Source organism: Pantoea sp. SGAir0430 (assembly GCF_043549295.1).
The window spans coordinates 541893-559245 of sequence record NZ_CP039427.1; the positions used below are offsets into that span (position 1 = coordinate 541893).

Genomic DNA, 17353 nt, shown 5'->3' on the forward strand with positions numbered 1-17353 from the left:
CTCTTTGCGCTCGCACCACTGGAAGATCCTAAACGTCTTCCAGCACACATCGCCTGAAAGACTAGTCAGGGTGATGGTGATGATGGTGGTTGAACTGAACGCGTGTCATAAAAAATTCCGTTGCTGAATGAGTATTCATTTGCGTGCTGATTAACCTAACGAAGATGGCGGCGCTTGGCAACCCTTTTTTAACGTCAGTTTTCGCAACCTTCGGCAACAGTTTGCGCTGGTCTGGCTGGCGCGCTGGCACTAAGATGGGGTGTCTTAGCGCGGGAGAGCAGGAGTCGATATGAAAAAGGTGGCGATTGTAGGTCTGGGATGGCTGGGAATGCCGCTGGCGATGGCGCTGTCAGCGCGCGGCTGGCAGGTAACCGGCAGCAAAACCTCACCGGACGGCGTCGATGCGGCGCGCCGCTGTGGTATTGATGCGTTTCAGCTGGTGCTGTCACCGGAGCTGGAGTGTGAAGCAGACGATTTGGCCGCGCTGATGGCGGTGGATGCGCTGGTGGTGACGCTGCCCGCCAGCCGCACCGTGCAGGGTGGCGAAGATTACATGCAGGCGGTGCAGAACGTGGTCGACACCGCGCTGGCGAATAAAGTGCCGCGCATCATCTTTACCAGCTCTACCTCGGTATACGGCAGCGGCGACGGCGTGAGAAAAGAGAGCAGCGCGCTGCAGCCCGAGACGGTAGCGGGCAAAACGCTGGTGGAGCTGGAAAACTGGCTGCATGACCTGCCGGGCACCAGCGTGGATATTGTGCGTCTCGCCGGCCTGGTCGGCCCGAACCGCCATCCGGGGCGTTTCCTCGCCGGTAAAACCAACCTGGAAAACGGCGCGCACGCGGTGAACCTGGTGCATCTTGATGATGTGGTCGACGCGATTGTGCTGCTGCTGCAAACGCCAAAAGGCGGGCACGTTTACAACCTCTGCGCCCCGAAACATCCATCACGCGACAGCTTCTATCCGAGCGTGTCAAAGCAGTTAGGCCTGGTGCCACCGACGTTTATTGCCGAGCCGGTGCGCGCCAGCGGCAAGGTGATTGACGGTTCGAAGATTTGTCACGAGCTGGGGTTTGAGTACAGCTACGATGACCCGATGAAGATGCCGCTGGAGTAGGGGCGGTGCGGGGTTTCCCTCACCCTAACCCTCTCCCGCCCGCGGGAGAGGGAACCGCCCGAGCGCGCATTCCTGGTACTGCTCCCGGCTTAAATAAACGCACCGTTATTCTCCCTCTCCCCGTGGGAGAGGGCCGGGGTGAGGGCAGCAAACCGCACCCACCTAAACCCCCAGCCGATCCCTTAACGCGTACCAGGCCGCGCCCATCGCCGTCAGTGGTACCTTAAAGCGTCTTCCGCCGGGAAACGGCAGGTGCGGCAGCTTCGCAAATGCATCAAACCGCTCTGCATGGCCGCGCAGCACTTCGGCAATCAGCTTGCCGGAGAGGTGCGTGCAGGTCACGCCATGTCCGCTATCGCCCTGCATAAAGAACACATTCTTCTCCAGCTGACCAAACTGCGGCATGCGCGACAGGGTGAGCAGGAAGTTACCGCTCCAGCGATGGCTGATCTTCACGTCGCGCAGCTGCGGAAAGGTGCGCAGCAGCTTGGGCCGGATCAACGCCTCGATGTCTTCCGGTTCGCGCGCCCCATACACCACGCCGCCGCCGTACAGCAGGCGGTTGTCGGCAGTCAGGCGGAAGTAATCCAGCAGATAGTTACAATCTTCCACACAGTGGTTATTGGGCATCAGCCCCAGCGCCTGATCGCGGCTCAGCGGCTCGGTGGTGACGATCTGCGAGCCGCACGGCATGCTTTTGCGCCCCAGTCGCGGTTCCAGCTGTGACGGCAGATAGGCGTTGCCGGCAAAAATCACAAAGGTGGCGCTGACTTCACCCTGCGCGGTTTTGACCCGGTTGGGTGCGCCGTAGGTCACTGCCAGCGCCGCCGACTGCTCATAAATACGGCCGCCGTGCCGGCGAATTGCCTCGGCTTCACCTAACGCCAGATTGAGCGGATGCAGATGACCGCCGCGCCGGTCCAGCAGACCGCCGACGTAACGGTCGGTGGCCACCTCACGGCGGATGCCGCGCTCGTCCAGCAGCTCCAGATCGCTGTTGCCGTAACGCGCCCAGCTGGCCTGCTGGCTGCGCAGATGCCCCATCTGGCGCTGATTGAGGGCTGCGAAAATGCCGCCGGGACGATAGTCGCAGGCGATGGCGTAACGATCGATGCGGTCGCGGATAATCTCCGCCCCTTCGAACATCATGCTGCCCAGCATCTGCGCAGTCTGTTTGCCGTAGCGCTGCTCAATCACATCGACATCGCGACTGTAGGAATTCACCACCTGGCCGCCGTTGCGGCCGCTGGCGCCAAAGCCGACGCGGGCCGCTTCCAGCACCACCACATCGTAACCGGCTTCGGTGAGAAACAGCGCGGAAGAGAGCCCGGTAAACCCGCCGCCGATGATGCAGACGTCACACTGAATGCTCTCCTGCAGCTGCGGCCACGGCGCGTGCGCGTTGGCGGTCGCGGCGTAATAACTTTGCACGTGGTGCATCATAACCTCCTGTAGCGCGTGAACTCAGAAATTGGCGGGCGTATGCGCGCTGACAATGCGACACGGCTGATCTGACGTATTGGTAAAACTGTGCGGCAAACCGGTATCAATCACGTAGCTTTCGCCGCGGTTAAGGTGATAACTCTGACCGTTCACCACCAGGGTGATTTCCCCCTCCAGCACCGTGCCGGTCTCTTCCCCCGGATGGCGCAGCTTTTCACCGGTGCTGGCCCCCGGCTCGTAGCGTTCCAGCAGCATCGCCAGCGCGCGCTTCGCCGCACCGTTATCAATCAGCTGTAAAGAAACACCGAGGCTGCCGATCTCAACGCAATCATCCGGGCGCACGATGATGCGCGGCGTGGCATTCACTTTCGGCTCCGAGAAAAACTCCGACAGCGACAGTCCATACACTTTGAGTAGCTTTTGTAACGTGCTGACTGCCGGGCTGACTTTATCCTGCTCAATGGTGCTGATAGCGCTGTGTGTTAAACCTGACAACTCAGCGACGCGACGCTGAGACAATCCCAACTCCTGCCGGATTTGCGATAAGCGTCGTCCGGGCGCCAGAGTGGCATCATTCATGGCTGCTTTTCCTTGTGATAACGTGCTGCGGCGTGGATAAAGGCCTCGAATAAACGGCGCGAGACCGGATCGCGATCGGATTGCCACTCCGGATGCCATTGCACCGCCAGCGCAAACGGATGCTGGCGCAGGCTGACGGCTTCGATCAGGCCATCCGGCGCGCGCGCTTCAATGCGTAACTGCGGGCCAGGCTCGCGGATGCCCTGGCCGTGCAGCGAATTGACCGCGAACGCAGCAGCACTGCCCAGCAGCTGGCTCAGCAGGCCGTCGGGTTCGGGCTGCACCAGATGCGCCGGCGCGTACTGCTGCTCCAGCGGCTGACTGTCATCTTCGCGGTGCTCCTGAAACAGATGCGTCTGATGCAGCTGGCGATGCAGCGCGCCGCCGTTGGCAACCACCAGCTCCTGCAAACCGCGGCAGATGCCCAGCATTGGCATCTTTTTCCCGCTGGCGTGGGTGATAAGCGCAAAGGACAAGCGGTCACGCGACGGATCGGCATGCGCCTCATGGCCCTCTTCACCATAATGCCAGGGTTCAATATTGCTTGGACTGCCGGTGAGCAAAATGCCATCCAGCAGCGTCATACTGTTTTCTAATAGCTGCGGCGTGTGCATCAGCTGATGCGGTAAAGGCAGCGGCACGCCACCAGCGAGCACCACGGCGTCGAGGTATTTGTTATGCACGGTCTGCCCAACGTGGTTGCCGATGGGGTTCTGGCACATCACTACGCCAATCAAAGGCTTGTCAAAAATAATGCCCATTACGTCTCCACGCTGCTGTTCAATATTTTCGCCGGTTTTGCGCGCTAAGTAGAAAAAGTGTGCAATATATTGTCAATCTAGCAACCGTCTGGTTGTTCTTCAAACAGAATTGTTACATTTGCACACCATTTGCGTTAGAGCTATGTTAGAGGTGTGGCTGTTATTTTGAGCATGTGCAAACCATCTTAAACGGTATAGGGCGGGTGGGAAGATGACGAACCTCGTGGAAGTAGAAGACTTCACGCGACACAGTGAAGAAAAACGAACCAGCGCGTTCCAGCTGGAGGTGAAAACCTGGCTGGAACGCCATCCGGAAACGCAGTATGTCGATATTCTGTTAAACGATCTCAACGGGGTATTTCGCGGTAAACGCATTCCCGTCTCCGCGTTAGCCAAGCTGGAAAAAGGGTGTTACTTTCCGGCCTCGGTTTTCGCCATGGACATTCTCGGCAACACCGTCGAGGAAGCCGGCCTCGGACAGGCGCTCGGCGAACCTGATAACCTCTGCATACCGGTCCCCGGGACCTTAATTCCTTCCGCCTCTGACCCGCAACGCATCGCCCAGCTGCTGCTGACCATGTGCGACCAAGATGGCACTCCCTTTGACGTTGAACCCCGAAACGTGCTGAACCGGCTGTGGCAACAGCTGCGCAATCGCGGTCTGTTTCCGGTGGTAGCGGTAGAGCTGGAGTTCTATCTGGTGGACAAAAAGCGCGATGCCGAAGGCTATATTCAGCCGCCATGCGCGCCAGGCAGCGAAGAGCGCAACATGCAGAGTCAGGTGTATTCGCTGGATAATCTCGACCATTTCGCCGACGTACTGCGCGATATTGACGCGCTGGCGAAACTGCAGAATATCCCCGCCGACGGCGCGCTGGCGGAAGCCTCGCCGGGCCAGTTCGAAATCAACCTGCACCATACGCGCGATATCCTCAAAGCCTGCGACGACGCCATTCTGCTGAAGCGGCTGGTGCGTCAGGTGGCAGAAAACCACGGCATGACCGCCACGTTTATGGCCAAGCCGTATGAGGAGTATGCGGGCAGCGGCATGCACGTACACATCAGTATGCTGGATGCCGCCGACCACAACGCCTTTGCGCTGGATGATGGCAGCGATTCGCCGCTGCTGAAGCGCGCGCTGGCTGGCATGATCGATCTGATGCCGGCATCAATGGCGCTGCTGGCGCCTAACGTCAATGCGTTTCGCCGCTTCCTGCCGGAGGCGTTTGTGCCGCTGCAGGCGTCATGGGGACACAATAACCGCACGGTGGCGCTGCGCATTCCCTGCGGCGATGTAGAAAACCATCGCGTCGAGTACCGTGTGGCGGGCGCCGATGCCAATCCGTATCTGGTGGTGTCAGCAATTATTGCCGGTATCTTGCACGGTCTGGATAATCAGCTACCCTTACCGCATCCGGTGAAGGGCAATGGCCACGAGGCGGAAGGACTGGAACTGCCGATTCGCCAGAGCGATGCGCTGTATGAGTTTGAAAACAGCTATCCGCTGCAAAAGCTGCTTGGCGAGCGTTTCAGCGGCGTGTGGCACAGCTGCAAACAGTATGAACTGCGCGAGTTTGAACGGCTGATCACCGCCACGGAAATTGACTGGATGTTAAAGAACGCCTGACCGACAGAAGAATTGATCCAACATCTTGTGTCGATGGCCTAAGTTGGGGCAAAATACGCGCCCTGCAAAAGACAAAACATAACCGACGCTTATTACGTCGGTTATTTTTTTGCATGGTGCTTTCACTACATGAACGAGGCCGGACACGCATCCGGATAGATAGACACTGAAACACGCTTGTGCGTGAGATTTGAGGAACAAAGATGGGACTGTTTACAATTGCACCAGCGCAGGCTGGTTCTCGCTTCCGTGATGATTATGGCGCGGCGACAATCGCAAACACTAATATCACTTCTCACTGCAGCACATTGCGCAGTATCCCTGTGGTACAACTGAACTCAGTTGTTGCTGTAGGGGGCCTGAACAATGTCGCTTAATACCTCTGCCGCACCACAGCGTGCACATCTGAAAAAATCTCTGACTCTGATCCCGGTCGTCATGATGGGCCTGGCGTATATGCAGCCAATGACCCTGTTTGATACCTTCGGCATCGTGTCAGGCCTCACCGACGGTCACGTCGCCACCGCTTATGCTTTCGCGCTGATCGCGATACTGTTTACTGCCGTGAGCTACGGCAAGCTGGTACGCCGCTTCCCATCTGCGGGCTCCGCTTACACCTATGCTCAGAAGGCTATCAGTCCGCACGTCGGCTTTATGGTGGGCTGGTCATCACTGCTGGACTATCTGTTCATGCCGATGATCAACATCCTGCTGGCGAAAAGCTACTTTGAGTCGCTGGTGCCGGGCATTCCGTCGTGGATTTTCGTGGTGCTGCTGGTGGCGTTTATGACCATCTCCAACCTGCGTGGGATCAAAACCGTGGCCAACTTCAACAGCGTCATTGTGGTGCTGCAGGTAGTGGTGATGGCTGTGATCACCGGTATGGTGGTGTATGGTGTGGCACACGGTATTGGCGCCGGTACGCTGACCAGTACGAAGCCGTTCTGGTCTGAAAATGCGCAGGTGGTGCCGATGATTACCGGTGCGACCATTCTGTGCTTCTCGTTCCTTGGCTTTGACGGTATCAGCTCGCTGTCGGAAGAGACCAAAGATGCCGAGCGCACCATTCCACGCGCGATTTTCCTGACCGCGCTGATTGGTGGGGTGATCTTTATTGGCGTCTCGTACTTCCTGCAGCTGTACTTCCCGGATATCTCGCGTTTCCAGAATCCGGACTCTTCACAGCCGGAAATCATGCTGTTCGTGGCGGGTAAAGCGCTGCAGATCGGCATTCTGATTTTCTCGGTGGTGACGGTGCTGGCCAGCGGCATGGCGGCACACGCCGGCGTTTCGCGTCTGATGTACGTGATGGGCCGTGACGGCGTATTCCCGCAGCGTTTCTTTGGCTTCGTGCATCCGAAATTCCGCACGCCGTCGCTGAACGTGCTGCTGGTTGGTGCGGTAGCGCTGCTGGCGATCAACTTCGACCTGGTCACCGCAACGGCGCTGATTAACTTCGGTGCGCTGGTGGCGTTCACCTTTGTGAACCTGTCGGTGATTGCCCAGTTCTGGATTCGTGAGAAGCGTAACAAGACGCTGAAAGATCACCTCAACTATCTGGTGCTGCCCATCATGGGTGCGCTGACGGTGGGCGCGCTGTGGATCAACCTGGAAGAGACCTCGATGGTGCTCGGCCTGGTGTGGGCGGCGATTGGTATTGTTTACCTGGCGTTTGTGACCCGCACGTTCCGCAATCCGGTACCGCAGTTTAGCGAAGAGGTGTAAGGCTTTCCCTCACCCTAACCCTCTCCCGCCCGCGGGAGAGGGAACCGCCCGAGCGTGTGTCAGGTATCAGCCCTGGAGTTACACCAAAACGCACTATACCTCTCCCTCTCCCGTAGTAGAGTACCGGGGTGAGGGCTCCAGAACGCACTATACTTCCCCCTCTCCCCGTTGGAGAGTACCGGGGTGAGGGCACCAGAACCCACTATACTTCCCCCTCTCCCCGTGGGAGAGGGCCGGGGTGAGGGCATCAGCCCGCACGAAACCCTGCTACGACACCAGCTCCTGCGCATACAAATACAGCGCTTTCAGCTGCGCCATCTTCTCTGCATCGCCCTCATGCAAACTGGCCAGCGACTCCAGCTCCAGCAAAAACGCCTGTACCCGCTCCGCATTAAGCTGCTCGCGGCGATGCTGCAGCCAGCGCTGCTGCTCTTTATCATCCAGCGTGCCGGGGAAGTTGCGGGCGCGATAGCGGAACAGCAGCTTCGCGATACGTTTATCCTCAAAGGTCAAATCGAGCGCCGGCAGGTTCTGCGGCGGCGTCTGGCGCAGGATGTTCATACCGGCGCGATCGGCGTCGCTGAAGAAGCCGTCATACAGCTGCGCATCGACATCCTCCGACGGCGTGAACGGCTCCGCTTCGGCAAACAGCGTCACCACATTTTCCCGCACTTCGGCATGCTGGCGCAGCAGGGCCAGATTCGCCAGACAGTGCTGACGATCGATACCCAGTCGTTCGGCATCTTCCGGGCGCAATGTATTGGCCGGGGCCAGCACCGGGCACTTATTGATGTGCACCAGCTTGATCGGCACCGCCGGCAAATCGCCCAGATCGCTGTGTCGCGTATACAGCCGCTCGCGCAACTCATCCGGCGACAGCGTCAGCAGCGGCGTCATGTCGCCGGCCAGATCGGCCACGATCAGCGCGTTTTTGTTATCCGGATGCCACGCCAGCGGCACAATCCAGCTGGTATTGCCGCGCGCCGCGCCGAACATGCCGGAAACGTGCACCAGCGGCTTCATCTGCGGAATATCAATCAGCGTCATCAGTTTCTGCTTGTTGCGATGGGTAAACAGAAACTCAAATAGCTTCGGCTGCTTCTCCTGCACCAGCTTTGCCATCGCCAGCGTGGCGTACACATCGGACATCGCATCGTGCGCCTGTTCGTGTGCCACGCCGTTAGCCTGGGTGAGATGCTCCAGCTTAAAGCTCGGGAAACCGTCGTCGTTCTCCGGCCAGACGATGCCTTCCGGGCGCAGCGCATAGCAGGCGCGCATCACGTCGAGCAGATCCCAGCGCGAATTGCCGTTCTGCCAGCTCCAGCCATACGGGTCGATAAAGTTGCGGTAGAAGATATTGCGCGTCACTTCGTCATCGAAGCGCACGTTGTTGTAACCGATCACACAGGTCTGCGGTTCGCTGAACAGCGCGTGAATGCGCTGAGCAAACTCCACTTCCGGCACGCCGCGCGCGTTGGCCACCTGCGGCGTGATACCGGTGATCATTACCGCTTCCGGCTGCGGCAGGTAATCGTCCGCGAGCTGGCAGTAAAACACCTGCGGTTCGCCTACGGCGTTAAAGGCTTTGTCGGTACGCAGGCCTGCAAATTGCGCCGGACGATCCAGCGACGGGCTTTTGCCGAAGGTTTCATAATCGTGGAACAGAAAAGTGAACTCAGAGGCGGGCACGGCGTTATCCTGGCTATGGAAAATCAACGCACAGAATAGTCGTCAGCCCGGTACAGCACAACCTCGATCGCCATCGCTGCGAGCGGGCGCGCAGCATTTGTCCGCGGTTCATACTTTTTTTCAATTTATTCAGATATCAAAGCGCTATTTGCCGTAAAACGTGCGGCGGTAAATTCATTTATTTGATGTTGAGGAAGAAGTGTTGAAAAGGCGTCTGTTGGTAACTGTATCTGGAATGATTGTTTGGGCATCGCTGGCGCACGCGGATGACAGCATGCCGTTTCCCCTGACGCCGCCGGCCATTGATGCCGCGTCCTGGGTGCTGATGGACGCCACCACCGGGCAGATCCTCACCGCAGGCAACCCGGACGCGGAGCGCAACCCGGCCAGCCTGACCAAACTGATGACCGGTTATGTCGTCGACCGCGCGGTCGATCAGAAGAAAATCACCCGCGACGATGTGGTCACGGTGGGTAAAGACGCGTGGGCCGCCGGCAATCCGGTGTTTAAAGGCTCGTCGCTGATGTTTCTTAAGCCGGGCGATAAAGTCACCGTGCGCGACCTGATGCGCGGCGTGATCATCGATTCCGGCAACGACGCCTGCGTGGCGCTGGCCGATTATGTGGCCGGCAGCCAGGAGAGCTTCGTCAACATGATGAACAGCTACGTGCAGAAGCTCGGTCTGACGCACACCCACTTCGAAACCGTGCACGGTCTTGATGCGCCGGGGCAGCACACCACCGCGCGCGATCTGGCGGTGCTGTCGCGCGCCATCATCAACGGTGAGCAGGATTTCTACGCCATGTACAGCGAGAAAACCCTCAGCTTCAACGGCATTACCCAGAACAACCGTAACGGCCTGCTGTGGGATCAGAATCTGCACGTCGACGGCATGAAAACCGGCCACACCGAGAGCGCCGGGTTCAACATCGTCGCGTCAAACATCGTTGGTCGCCATCGTCTGATTGCGGTGATCATGGGCGGGAAAAGTTCGAAGGGACGTGAAGAGCAGGCGCGTAAACTGCTGGTGTGGGGACAGAACAACTTCGACACCGTGCAGCTGTTCCACGCCGGGAAAAAGATCGGCAGCGAAAACGTCTGGTACGGCAACCCGCACAAAGTGGACGTCGGTACCACCGAAGATATTTACCTGTCACTGCCGCGCAGCGAAGTGTCGAACGTGATGGCGAAGTATGTGATCAATCGTAAAGACCTCGAAGCGCCACTCAAAGCCGGCGAGCAGGTGGGCGAAATTCAGGTGCTGGATAAAGACAAGCAGCTGGCCAGCTATCCGCTGTACGCGCTGCAGTCGGTCGATGAAGCAGGCATCATCACGCGCATCAGCGATTACGTGAAACAGAAACTGTAAGCCGTCGGGCAATAAGCAACCGCTGCGTTACATCCTTGTGTGCACTGAGAAAACAAGATGTAGCGCAGTTGTATTATTGCGCAAAAAGTTGCGCCAGCCCCTCAATGTTCGTGCTGTGCCAGGGTAACATAGCGCGCAAATTTTTATCGCACCCGGACCACCATGTTACGCGCTGACAAGCCCATCTCTCCGATTGAGTTCTGGTTTTACCGCCACTACCGCGCCGTGCACGGCGTACGCATCGCTATCGCCTTTGTGCTGTGCTTCCTATTTGTCCGTCTGACCGATATTCCGGAAGGCACCTGGCCGCTGATTACGCTGGTAGTGGTGATGGGACCGATCTCCACCTGGGGCAACGTTTTGCCGCGCGTGGTGCAGCGTATCAGCGGTACCTTTGCCGGGCTGATATCAGGGCTGATCGCGCTGAAGCTGGAGCTGCTGTCACTGCCGCTGATGCTGGTGTGGTGCTTTATCGTGATGATCGTCTGCGGCTATCTGACGCTGGGCAAACACCCGTATATGGCACTGCTGATCGGCATTACGCTCGGCGTGGTGGTCGGCGCGCCGGCCGGCGATTTCACCGTGGCGCTGTGGCGCGGCGGCGATGTGATTCTCGGCTCGCTGATGGCCCTGCTGTTCAGCGCCATCTGGGCGCAGCGCGCCTATACCCACTGGCGCATCCAGCTGTCGGACGCCTTTATCAATATGGCGAAGATTCATCACGCCGGCTTTTCTGCCAATCTGGTGGAGAAGCCGCGCCTCAATCCGCGCTTCCAGAAGCTGCTCACCAGCGTGATCAAAATGCGCGCGCTGCTGGAGCCGGCGAGCAAAGAGACGCGCATCCCTAAATCGGTGTTTGAAGCCATTCAGACCATCAACCGTAATATGGTTAACACCATGCAGATGCAGATTGAAGCCTGGTGGGCGTCGCGTGAGAGCCATCTGATTTTGCTGAACGCGCCGACGCTGCGCCGCACGCAGCAGATGACCGAGAACACCCTGAACGCGCTGTCAGCGCTGATGGTGAAAGGCGAGACCGAACAGGTGATTGCCAACAGCCACGAGCTGGAAGCCATCACCCAGGAGCTGGAAGCGCTGATTGCCAACGGCAGCGCGCGGCTGGAAACCACCGCGATTTACGGTTACGTCTGGCTGAGTCTGGAGCAGGCGCGTCAGCTGGAGCGCATGACAGACCTGGTGCGTCTGGCGCTGCGCAAATAGTTTTCTCAGGCAATGACTTAGTGCGAATTGCCCTTTCTTTGCGCTAAGATAAGTGCCAGTCCGAATTTAGCGGTGAAAATTGCGAACCCGGCTTATAAGCCGCTAAGCTAAATGTCTTCCCGGTTTATGACTATTTTGCCTGCCGCGGCAGGCCACAAGAAAGGTGCCAACATGGAAAATGCCAAGCAATCATTTCAGGACGTACTGGAGTTTGTGCGTATGTTTCGTCGTAAAAACAAACTGCAGCGCGAAATTACGGACAACGAAAAGAAAATCCGTGATAACCAGAAACGTGTGTTGCTGCTGGACAACCTGAGCGAGTACATCAAACCTGGTATGAGCGTGGAAGCGATTCAGGAAATCATCGCCAGCATGCGCGTGGATTATGAAGATCGCGTAGATGAGTACATCATCAAAAACGCCGATCTGTCGAAAGAGCGTCGCGAGCTGTCGAAAAAGCTCAAAGCGATGGGCGAACCAAAAGGGCAGTAAGCTTCACGGGCCTGATAGCCGCGTTTTGCTCCAGGGTCGCCATTTATGGCGACCTTTTTAATGCCCGCGCCAGCTGCTGTAACTGCTGCGCAATCTCCGCCACATCCACCTGCTGCTGCAACGGTGCCGCCGTGGTGGCGCGCAGGACCAGTTCGGTCTCCAGCGGCTGACTGTCCGGCATCTCTCCCTCCAGCTGCGCCAGCAGACGATCGACGCTCACCGTGCCTAACTGCTGTAAATCCTGGCGCACCGTGGTCAGCGGTGGCTGATACCACGCGCTCTCCGCCGTATCGTCGTAACCGATGATCGACATCTCCGCCGGAATTCGTACGCCATGCTGATGTAGCGCGCGCATCGCCCCCAGCGCCATTTGATCGTTAGCCACCAGCAGCGCCTGCGGCAGCTGGTCGGGCAGCAGTGTCAGCAGCGCCTGGTAGCCGGACGCTGCGCTCCAGTCGCCGCTCAGTACGCAGTGCGGCACCAGCCGATGACGCGCCAGCGCCTGTTGCCAGGCGCTAAATCGCGCCCGCGCTGACGCGGAGCTGGCAGGCCCGTTCAGCACGCCAATCTGCCGGTGGCCGAGCGCCACCAGATGATCCACCGCCTGCTGCGCACCGCTGGTGCTCCGGTACTGACACTGTGCCACGGCCGCGCTGCGCTCCACATCCAGAAACAGCGTCGGTTTGCTGCCGCACTGCTGCTGAATCTGCGCCGCCTGCGCGGCATCCAGCGGCAGGTTGATCAGCAGAGCATCGACGCGCTGCGCCAGCAATTCATGCACCGTGTCCTGCGCGTGGCTGGTGGCATTGGCCATGGCGATCACCAGATGATAGCCCTGCGCCGCCGCGCGCTGCTGAATCGCCGAAGCAATCTGCGCCGGCGCCATCAGCGCCAGATCGCTGGTCGCCAGCCCGAGCGTGCGCGTGGCCTTGCCGGCCAGCTGCTGCGCGACCCGGTTTGGCACGTAGCTGAGCTGCTGCATCGCGGCTTCCACCCGCGCGCGGGTACGGGGTGACACCTGCGCCGAATGGTTCAGCACCCGGGAAACCGTTTGATAGGAGACGCCAGCCAGCCGGGCGACATCGTCAAGCGTTACGGAACGCGCTGTCATTGATCCCTCCTGATGAGAATGCGGCGAGTGTAGCAAATTTTTCCCTGCCGTCGCGGTATTAAGGCGTTACACTGCCAGTGATAACGCAAGGAGAAAGTGATGCAGCTCAATGACCATCAAATTCAGGATATCAACACCATTGCCGCCTGGCTGGCGCTCGATCAGCTGCCAAAGGACGGTACGCTGGAGGTCGATTTAGCCATACTTGCCGGACATGCGGTGCTGCCAAACGTCGAAGCGGTAATTGCGCTGGCGAAGAAATATCAGCTGCCCTTGCTGATCAGCGGCGGCATCGGTCACTCAACCGCGCTACTGGCCGCGATGATTGCCAGCCATCCGCTCTATCGCCAGATCGACACCGCCGGCAAGGGCGAAGCGCAGCTGCTGGGCGAGATGGCGCGCGTGTTCGCGGAGCTGCCTGACGATCAGCTGCTGCTGGAAACCGCCTCACGCAACTGTGGCGAAAATGCCGCCCTGAGCCAGCGCCTGCTGGATGAGCAGCAGTGGCAGCCGCAGCGCGTACTGCTGGTGCAGGATCCGTTGATGCAGCGTCGCAGCTGGGAGACCTTCCGCTGGCAGTGGCGCGATCGCGAAAACGCGCCGGAGTTCATCAGCTGGCCGGTATTTGTGCCGCAGGTGATGATGGATGCGGGCATGCTGCGCATCGTTGGCGCGCCGCCGCAGGGGTTGTGGTCAGTGGAGCGTTTTCTGTCGCTGCTGATGGGCGAGGTGCAGCGCCTGCGTGACGACGCCAGCGGCTACGGCCCGAACGGCAAGGGGTTCTTCGGACACGTTGATGTACCCGACGCGGTCGAAGCAGCCTGGCAGCGCCTGATGCAGCTGCCCGGCGTACAGTCGCGGTTGGGTTGAACCCGTTCCCGGGATTAGGGTGAATCCGGTGGTTCCGGCGTGATATCGGTCGCCATGAATGGCGACCCTACAGTATCGTAGGGTGCGCATTCATGCGCACCAGGCACGCCACGCACCGGACCGATCACCGCGTCTGCAAATACACCTGCAAATTCACATACACCGCGTTCAGCAGCGGCGTCGCCACCGCATGGCGCGCGCCGCGCACCAGCAAATCGCCAATGATCTGATCGGCTTCGATATCATAGCCCTGGGTTAAATCGCGGTACATGGATGAGGTCATCGCCGCATCAGGATTGTTCAGCGTCTCATAAATCTTCGCCGTCACGGCCGGACGCTGTTGGTAGCCATCGGCGGTGATCACCGCCAGCACCTCGGCGAAAATGCCCTGTAGCAGCGCTTCACCACCGGCTGAACGCAGGATGTGCTGCGTATTGCCGCGCGCCACACAGCACACGGCACCCAGCGTGCTCAGCAGCAGCCACTTTTCCCACAGCTCACTGATAATGTTATCGGCGAACACGCTATCAAACTGCGCATCACGCAGCGCGGCATCCACGCGCGCCAGACGGGCATCGTTGTTGCCGTCCAGCGCGCCGTAGTAAAGCACGTGCAGCGGCGACAGCTGCATCACTTCGCTGTGCTCGCCCAGCGTGGCGTGAATCTTACACAGCCCGCCAATCACCTTGTCACCGAAACGTGCGCGCAGCGTATCAATGTGACGCATACCATTGAGGATCGGCATGATCAGCGTCTGCGGCCCAACCGCCGGGGCGATATCTTCCATCGCCTGTTCCAGCGCAAAGCTTTTCACCGTCAGGATAATCAGATCGTAATCACCGGTCAGCGTCGAGGCCAGCGCCAGCTGCGGTTGCAGCACCGTGCTGCCCTCCGGCGTTTGCAGCACCAGTCCAGTCTGTTGCAGCTGCTGCTGGCGGCGCTCGCGCACCAGAAAGGTCACATCACGGCCGGCCTGCGCCAGGCGCGCGCCAAAGTACCCGCCGGTGGCACCGGCTCCCACAATCAGAATACGCATGGACTGTTTTCCCGTTAGGCATGAAAGCCTTACCTTAAAGCGCTGCGCGTCACTGCGCCACACCGCAAATGCGGAAAACCGTGACAATCTCAGCGATGAGCAAAAAAAGCTCAAACTGTTCGTATTCTTTCGTACAATGGGTTTATGCTGGGGCACAGCGGCGGGCAATGGTGCCTGCCGGTTTTTTTCGTCAACAGACTAAGGACGCATCATGCCCCGACCCCTCCCCATCGAACGTTATCGCAACATCGGCATCTCCGCGCACATCGATGCCGGTAAAACCACCACCACTGAGCGCATCCTGTTTTACACCGGAATGAGCCACAAGCTGGGTGAAGTGCACGATGGCGCGGCAACCACCGACTGGATGGCGCAGGAGCAGGAGCGCGGCATTACCATCACCTCGGCGGCGGTCAGCTGCTACTGGCCGGGCATGGACGGCAGCTTCACGCCGCACCGTATCAACATCATTGATACTCCCGGACACGTTGACTTCACCATTGAAGTGGAGCGCTCAATGCGCGTGCTGGATGGTGCCGTGATGGTGTACGACGCGGTCGGTGGCGTTCAGCCGCAGTCAGAAACCGTGTGGCGGCAGGCGAATAAATACCACGTGCCGCGCATTGCGTTCGTCAACAAGATGGACCGCCAGGGCGCGGACTTTTTCCGCGTGGTGCAGATGATGAAAGATCGCCTGCAGGCGCATCCGGTGCCGATTGTCATTCCCATCGGCGCTGAAGAGCAGTTCAGCGGGGTCATCGATCTCAACAAAATGCGCGCCATCTACTGGGACGACGCCAGCCAGGGCATGAGCTTTAGCTATGCGCCGATTCCAGACGTGCTGCAGGCGCAGGCGGCGGAGTGGCGGGAAAACATGGTGGCAGCAGCGGCAGAAGCCAGCGAAGCGCTGATGGATCGCTATCTGGAGCAGGGCGATCTCAGTGAAGACGAGGTGATTGCCGGGCTGCGGCAGCGCACGCTGGCGGGCGAAATCCAGCCGATGCTGTGCGGCAGCGCGTTTAAAAACAAAGGGGTGCAGCGCATGCTCGATGCGGTCATCGAACTGATGCCTTCCCCGCTCGACGTGCCACCGGTCGCCGGCATCAACGAGCGCGGCGAACACGACGAACGCCATGCTGACGATGAGGAACCTTTCTCGGCGCTGGCGTTCAAGCTGATGAGCGATCCTTACGTCGGTCAGCTGACCTTTGTGCGCGTCTATTCTGGCGTGCTGCGCAAGGGTGACAGCGTATGGAACGCGGTGAAAGGGCGTAAAGAGCGCATCGGCCGCATCGTGCAGATGCAGGCTAACGATCGCATCGAAATTGATGAGATCCGCGCCGGCGATATTGCCGCCTGCGTCGGGCTGAAAGAGGTCACCACCGGCGAAACGCTGTGCGATCCTAATGCGGTAATCACGCTGGAGCGCATGGAATTTCCCGATCCGGTGATTTCGCTGTCGATTGAGCCAAAGACCAAAGGCGATCAGGAAAAAATGGGGCTGGCGCTGCAGCGGCTGGCGGCAGAGGATCCGTCGTTCCGGCTGCACACCGATGAGGAGTCCGGTCAGACCATCATCTCCGGCATGGGCGAACTGCATCTGGAGATCATCGTCGACCGTCTGAAACGCGAGTTCGGCGTGGAAGCCAATATTGGCCGGCCGCAGGTAACCTACCGCGAAACCATCCGCAAAACGGTGCGCGAGGTGGAAGGGAAATTCGTGCGTCAGTCAGGCGGTAAGGGCCAGTATGGTCACGTGGTGCTGACGCTCGAGCCGCAGGCGGCCGGAAGCGGTTTCGCCTTTGAAGACGCGACCAAAGGCGGCGTGGTGCCACGCGAATTCATTCCTTCGGTGGAGAAGGGCATTCGCGAAGCGCTCAACAGCGGCGTGCTGGCCGGTTATCCGGTGGTCGACATCAAAGCCAGGCTGACGTTTGGCTCTTATCACGACGTTGACTCGTCGGAGATGGCGTTCCGCATGGCGGCGATCTTTGGCTTCAAAGCGGCAGCGAAACAGGCTAATCCGGTGATACTTGAGCCGGTGATGCAGGTGGAAGTGGAGACGCCGGAAGAGTATGCCGGCGGCGTGATGGGCGATTTGTCATCCCGGCGCGGCACGCTGCAGGGCATGGACGAGCGTTTCGGCGCGCGCATTATCCGTGCTGAAGTGCCGCTGGCCGAGATGTTTGGCTACGCTACCACGCTACGCTCGATGTCGCAGGGCCGCGCCACGTACAGCATGGAGTTTGCCCACTACGCCGAAGCACCGCGTAACGTCGCGGAGGCGATTATCGCGGCTCGTGCACAGTAAGC

General features: G+C 59.2%; 15 protein-coding genes and 1 other annotated feature (1 of these 16 running past the window's edge). Of the genes, 8 read left to right on the plus strand and 7 right to left on the minus strand.

The window, feature by feature from the left end:
• Positions 1 to 86, minus strand: a sequence feature (His leader region) (it extends 36 nt beyond the left edge of the window).
• Complete coding sequence (gene hisL, locus E7738_RS02580) at positions 62 to 109, minus strand: his operon leader peptide (protein WP_100396937.1); 48 nt, start codon at positions 107 to 109, stop codon at positions 62 to 64. (Overlaps the previous feature by 25 nt.)
• A gap of 180 nt (positions 110 to 289) precedes the next feature.
• On the opposite strand from hisL, the gene E7738_RS02585 reads away from it, so the two are divergent.
• Entirely contained in the window at positions 290 to 1117 is an 828-nt protein-coding gene (locus E7738_RS02585; RefSeq protein ID WP_394516069.1) for an SDR family oxidoreductase, read from the plus strand.
• 162 nt (positions 1118 to 1279) lie between these two features.
• Here the strand turns inward: E7738_RS02585 and E7738_RS02590 are convergent, their stop codons facing one another.
• From E7738_RS02590 to puuD, 3 genes are read right to left on the minus strand one after another with little or no spacing between them, the layout of a single operon-like run.
• On the minus strand, positions 1280 to 2560 hold the full coding sequence (locus tag E7738_RS02590; RefSeq protein WP_058771096.1) for an NAD(P)/FAD-dependent oxidoreductase: 1281 nt from the start codon (positions 2558 to 2560) through the stop codon (positions 1280 to 1282).
• 21 nt (positions 2561 to 2581) lie between these two features.
• A complete protein-coding gene (puuR, locus tag E7738_RS02595; protein ID WP_031280073.1) occupies positions 2582 to 3139 on the minus strand; it encodes an HTH-type transcriptional regulator PuuR in 558 nt (185 codons plus the stop codon).
• Positions 3136 to 3900 (minus strand): gamma-glutamyl-gamma-aminobutyrate hydrolase, encoded by a 765-nt coding sequence (gene puuD / locus E7738_RS02600; RefSeq protein ID WP_336698262.1) that lies wholly within the window; start codon positions 3898 to 3900, stop codon positions 3136 to 3138. Before puuD ends, puuR begins: the two co-directional genes overlap by 4 nt.
• 211 nt (positions 3901 to 4111) lie before the next feature.
• Between puuD and E7738_RS02605 the strand changes: the two genes are divergently transcribed.
• Positions 4112 to 5527 carry a glutamine synthetase family protein gene (locus E7738_RS02605; RefSeq protein ID WP_021509364.1) on the plus strand — a complete coding sequence of 472 codons (1416 nt, stop codon included), beginning with the start codon at positions 4112 to 4114 and terminating at the stop codon, positions 5525 to 5527.
• A 366-nt stretch (positions 5528 to 5893) separates the two neighbouring features.
• A complete protein-coding gene (locus E7738_RS02610; RefSeq protein WP_058757322.1) occupies positions 5894 to 7252 on the plus strand; it encodes an APC family permease in 1359 nt (452 codons plus the stop codon).
• A 267-nt stretch (positions 7253 to 7519) separates the two neighbouring features.
• On the opposite strand, the gene sbcB is transcribed toward E7738_RS02610, so the two are convergent.
• Positions 7520 to 8941, minus strand: a complete 1422-nt coding sequence (gene sbcB / locus E7738_RS02615) for an exodeoxyribonuclease I (RefSeq protein WP_058757323.1) — start codon at positions 8939 to 8941, stop codon at positions 7520 to 7522.
• A gap of 202 nt (positions 8942 to 9143) precedes the next feature.
• Between sbcB and dacD the strand changes: the two genes are divergently transcribed.
• The 3 genes from dacD to tmaR all read left to right on the plus strand — a co-directional run bounded on the left by dacD (position 9144) and on the right by tmaR (position 12023).
• Positions 9144 to 10310 carry a serine-type D-Ala-D-Ala carboxypeptidase DacD gene (gene dacD / locus E7738_RS02620; protein ID WP_031280074.1) on the plus strand — a complete coding sequence of 389 codons (1167 nt, stop codon included), beginning with the start codon at positions 9144 to 9146 and terminating at the stop codon, positions 10308 to 10310.
• A gap of 162 nt (positions 10311 to 10472) precedes the next feature.
• Positions 10473 to 11531, plus strand: coding sequence for an FUSC family protein (locus tag E7738_RS02625; RefSeq protein WP_058757324.1), 1059 nt, complete (start codon positions 10473 to 10475; stop codon positions 11529 to 11531).
• 171 nt (positions 11532 to 11702) lie between these two features.
• Entirely contained in the window at positions 11703 to 12023 is a 321-nt protein-coding gene (gene tmaR / locus E7738_RS02630; RefSeq protein ID WP_021509369.1) for a PTS system regulator TmaR, read from the plus strand.
• Positions 12024 to 12066: 43 nt separating this feature from the next.
• On the opposite strand, the gene E7738_RS02635 is transcribed toward tmaR, so the two are convergent.
• On the minus strand, positions 12067 to 13134 hold the full coding sequence (locus E7738_RS02635) for a LacI family DNA-binding transcriptional regulator (protein ID WP_394516070.1): 1068 nt from the start codon (positions 13132 to 13134) through the stop codon (positions 12067 to 12069).
• 99 nt (positions 13135 to 13233) lie between these two features.
• Between E7738_RS02635 and E7738_RS02640 the strand changes: the two genes are divergently transcribed.
• Complete coding sequence (locus E7738_RS02640) at positions 13234 to 14004, plus strand: YdcF family protein (RefSeq protein WP_152390679.1); 771 nt, start codon at positions 13234 to 13236, stop codon at positions 14002 to 14004.
• A gap of 124 nt (positions 14005 to 14128) precedes the next feature.
• Here the strand turns inward: E7738_RS02640 and E7738_RS02645 are convergent, their stop codons facing one another.
• Positions 14129 to 15040 (minus strand): ketopantoate reductase family protein, encoded by a 912-nt coding sequence (locus E7738_RS02645; protein ID WP_394516071.1) that lies wholly within the window; start codon positions 15038 to 15040, stop codon positions 14129 to 14131.
• Positions 15041 to 15251: 211 nt separating this feature from the next.
• Here E7738_RS02645 and fusA point away from each other — a divergent pair, with 211 nt between their 5' ends.
• The gene (gene fusA / locus E7738_RS02650; protein WP_394516072.1) at positions 15252 to 17351 is read left to right on the plus strand and encodes an elongation factor G; all 2100 of its coding nucleotides are present in this window, start codon (positions 15252 to 15254) and stop codon (positions 17349 to 17351) included.
• Positions 17352 to 17353: the final 2 nt, after the last annotated feature.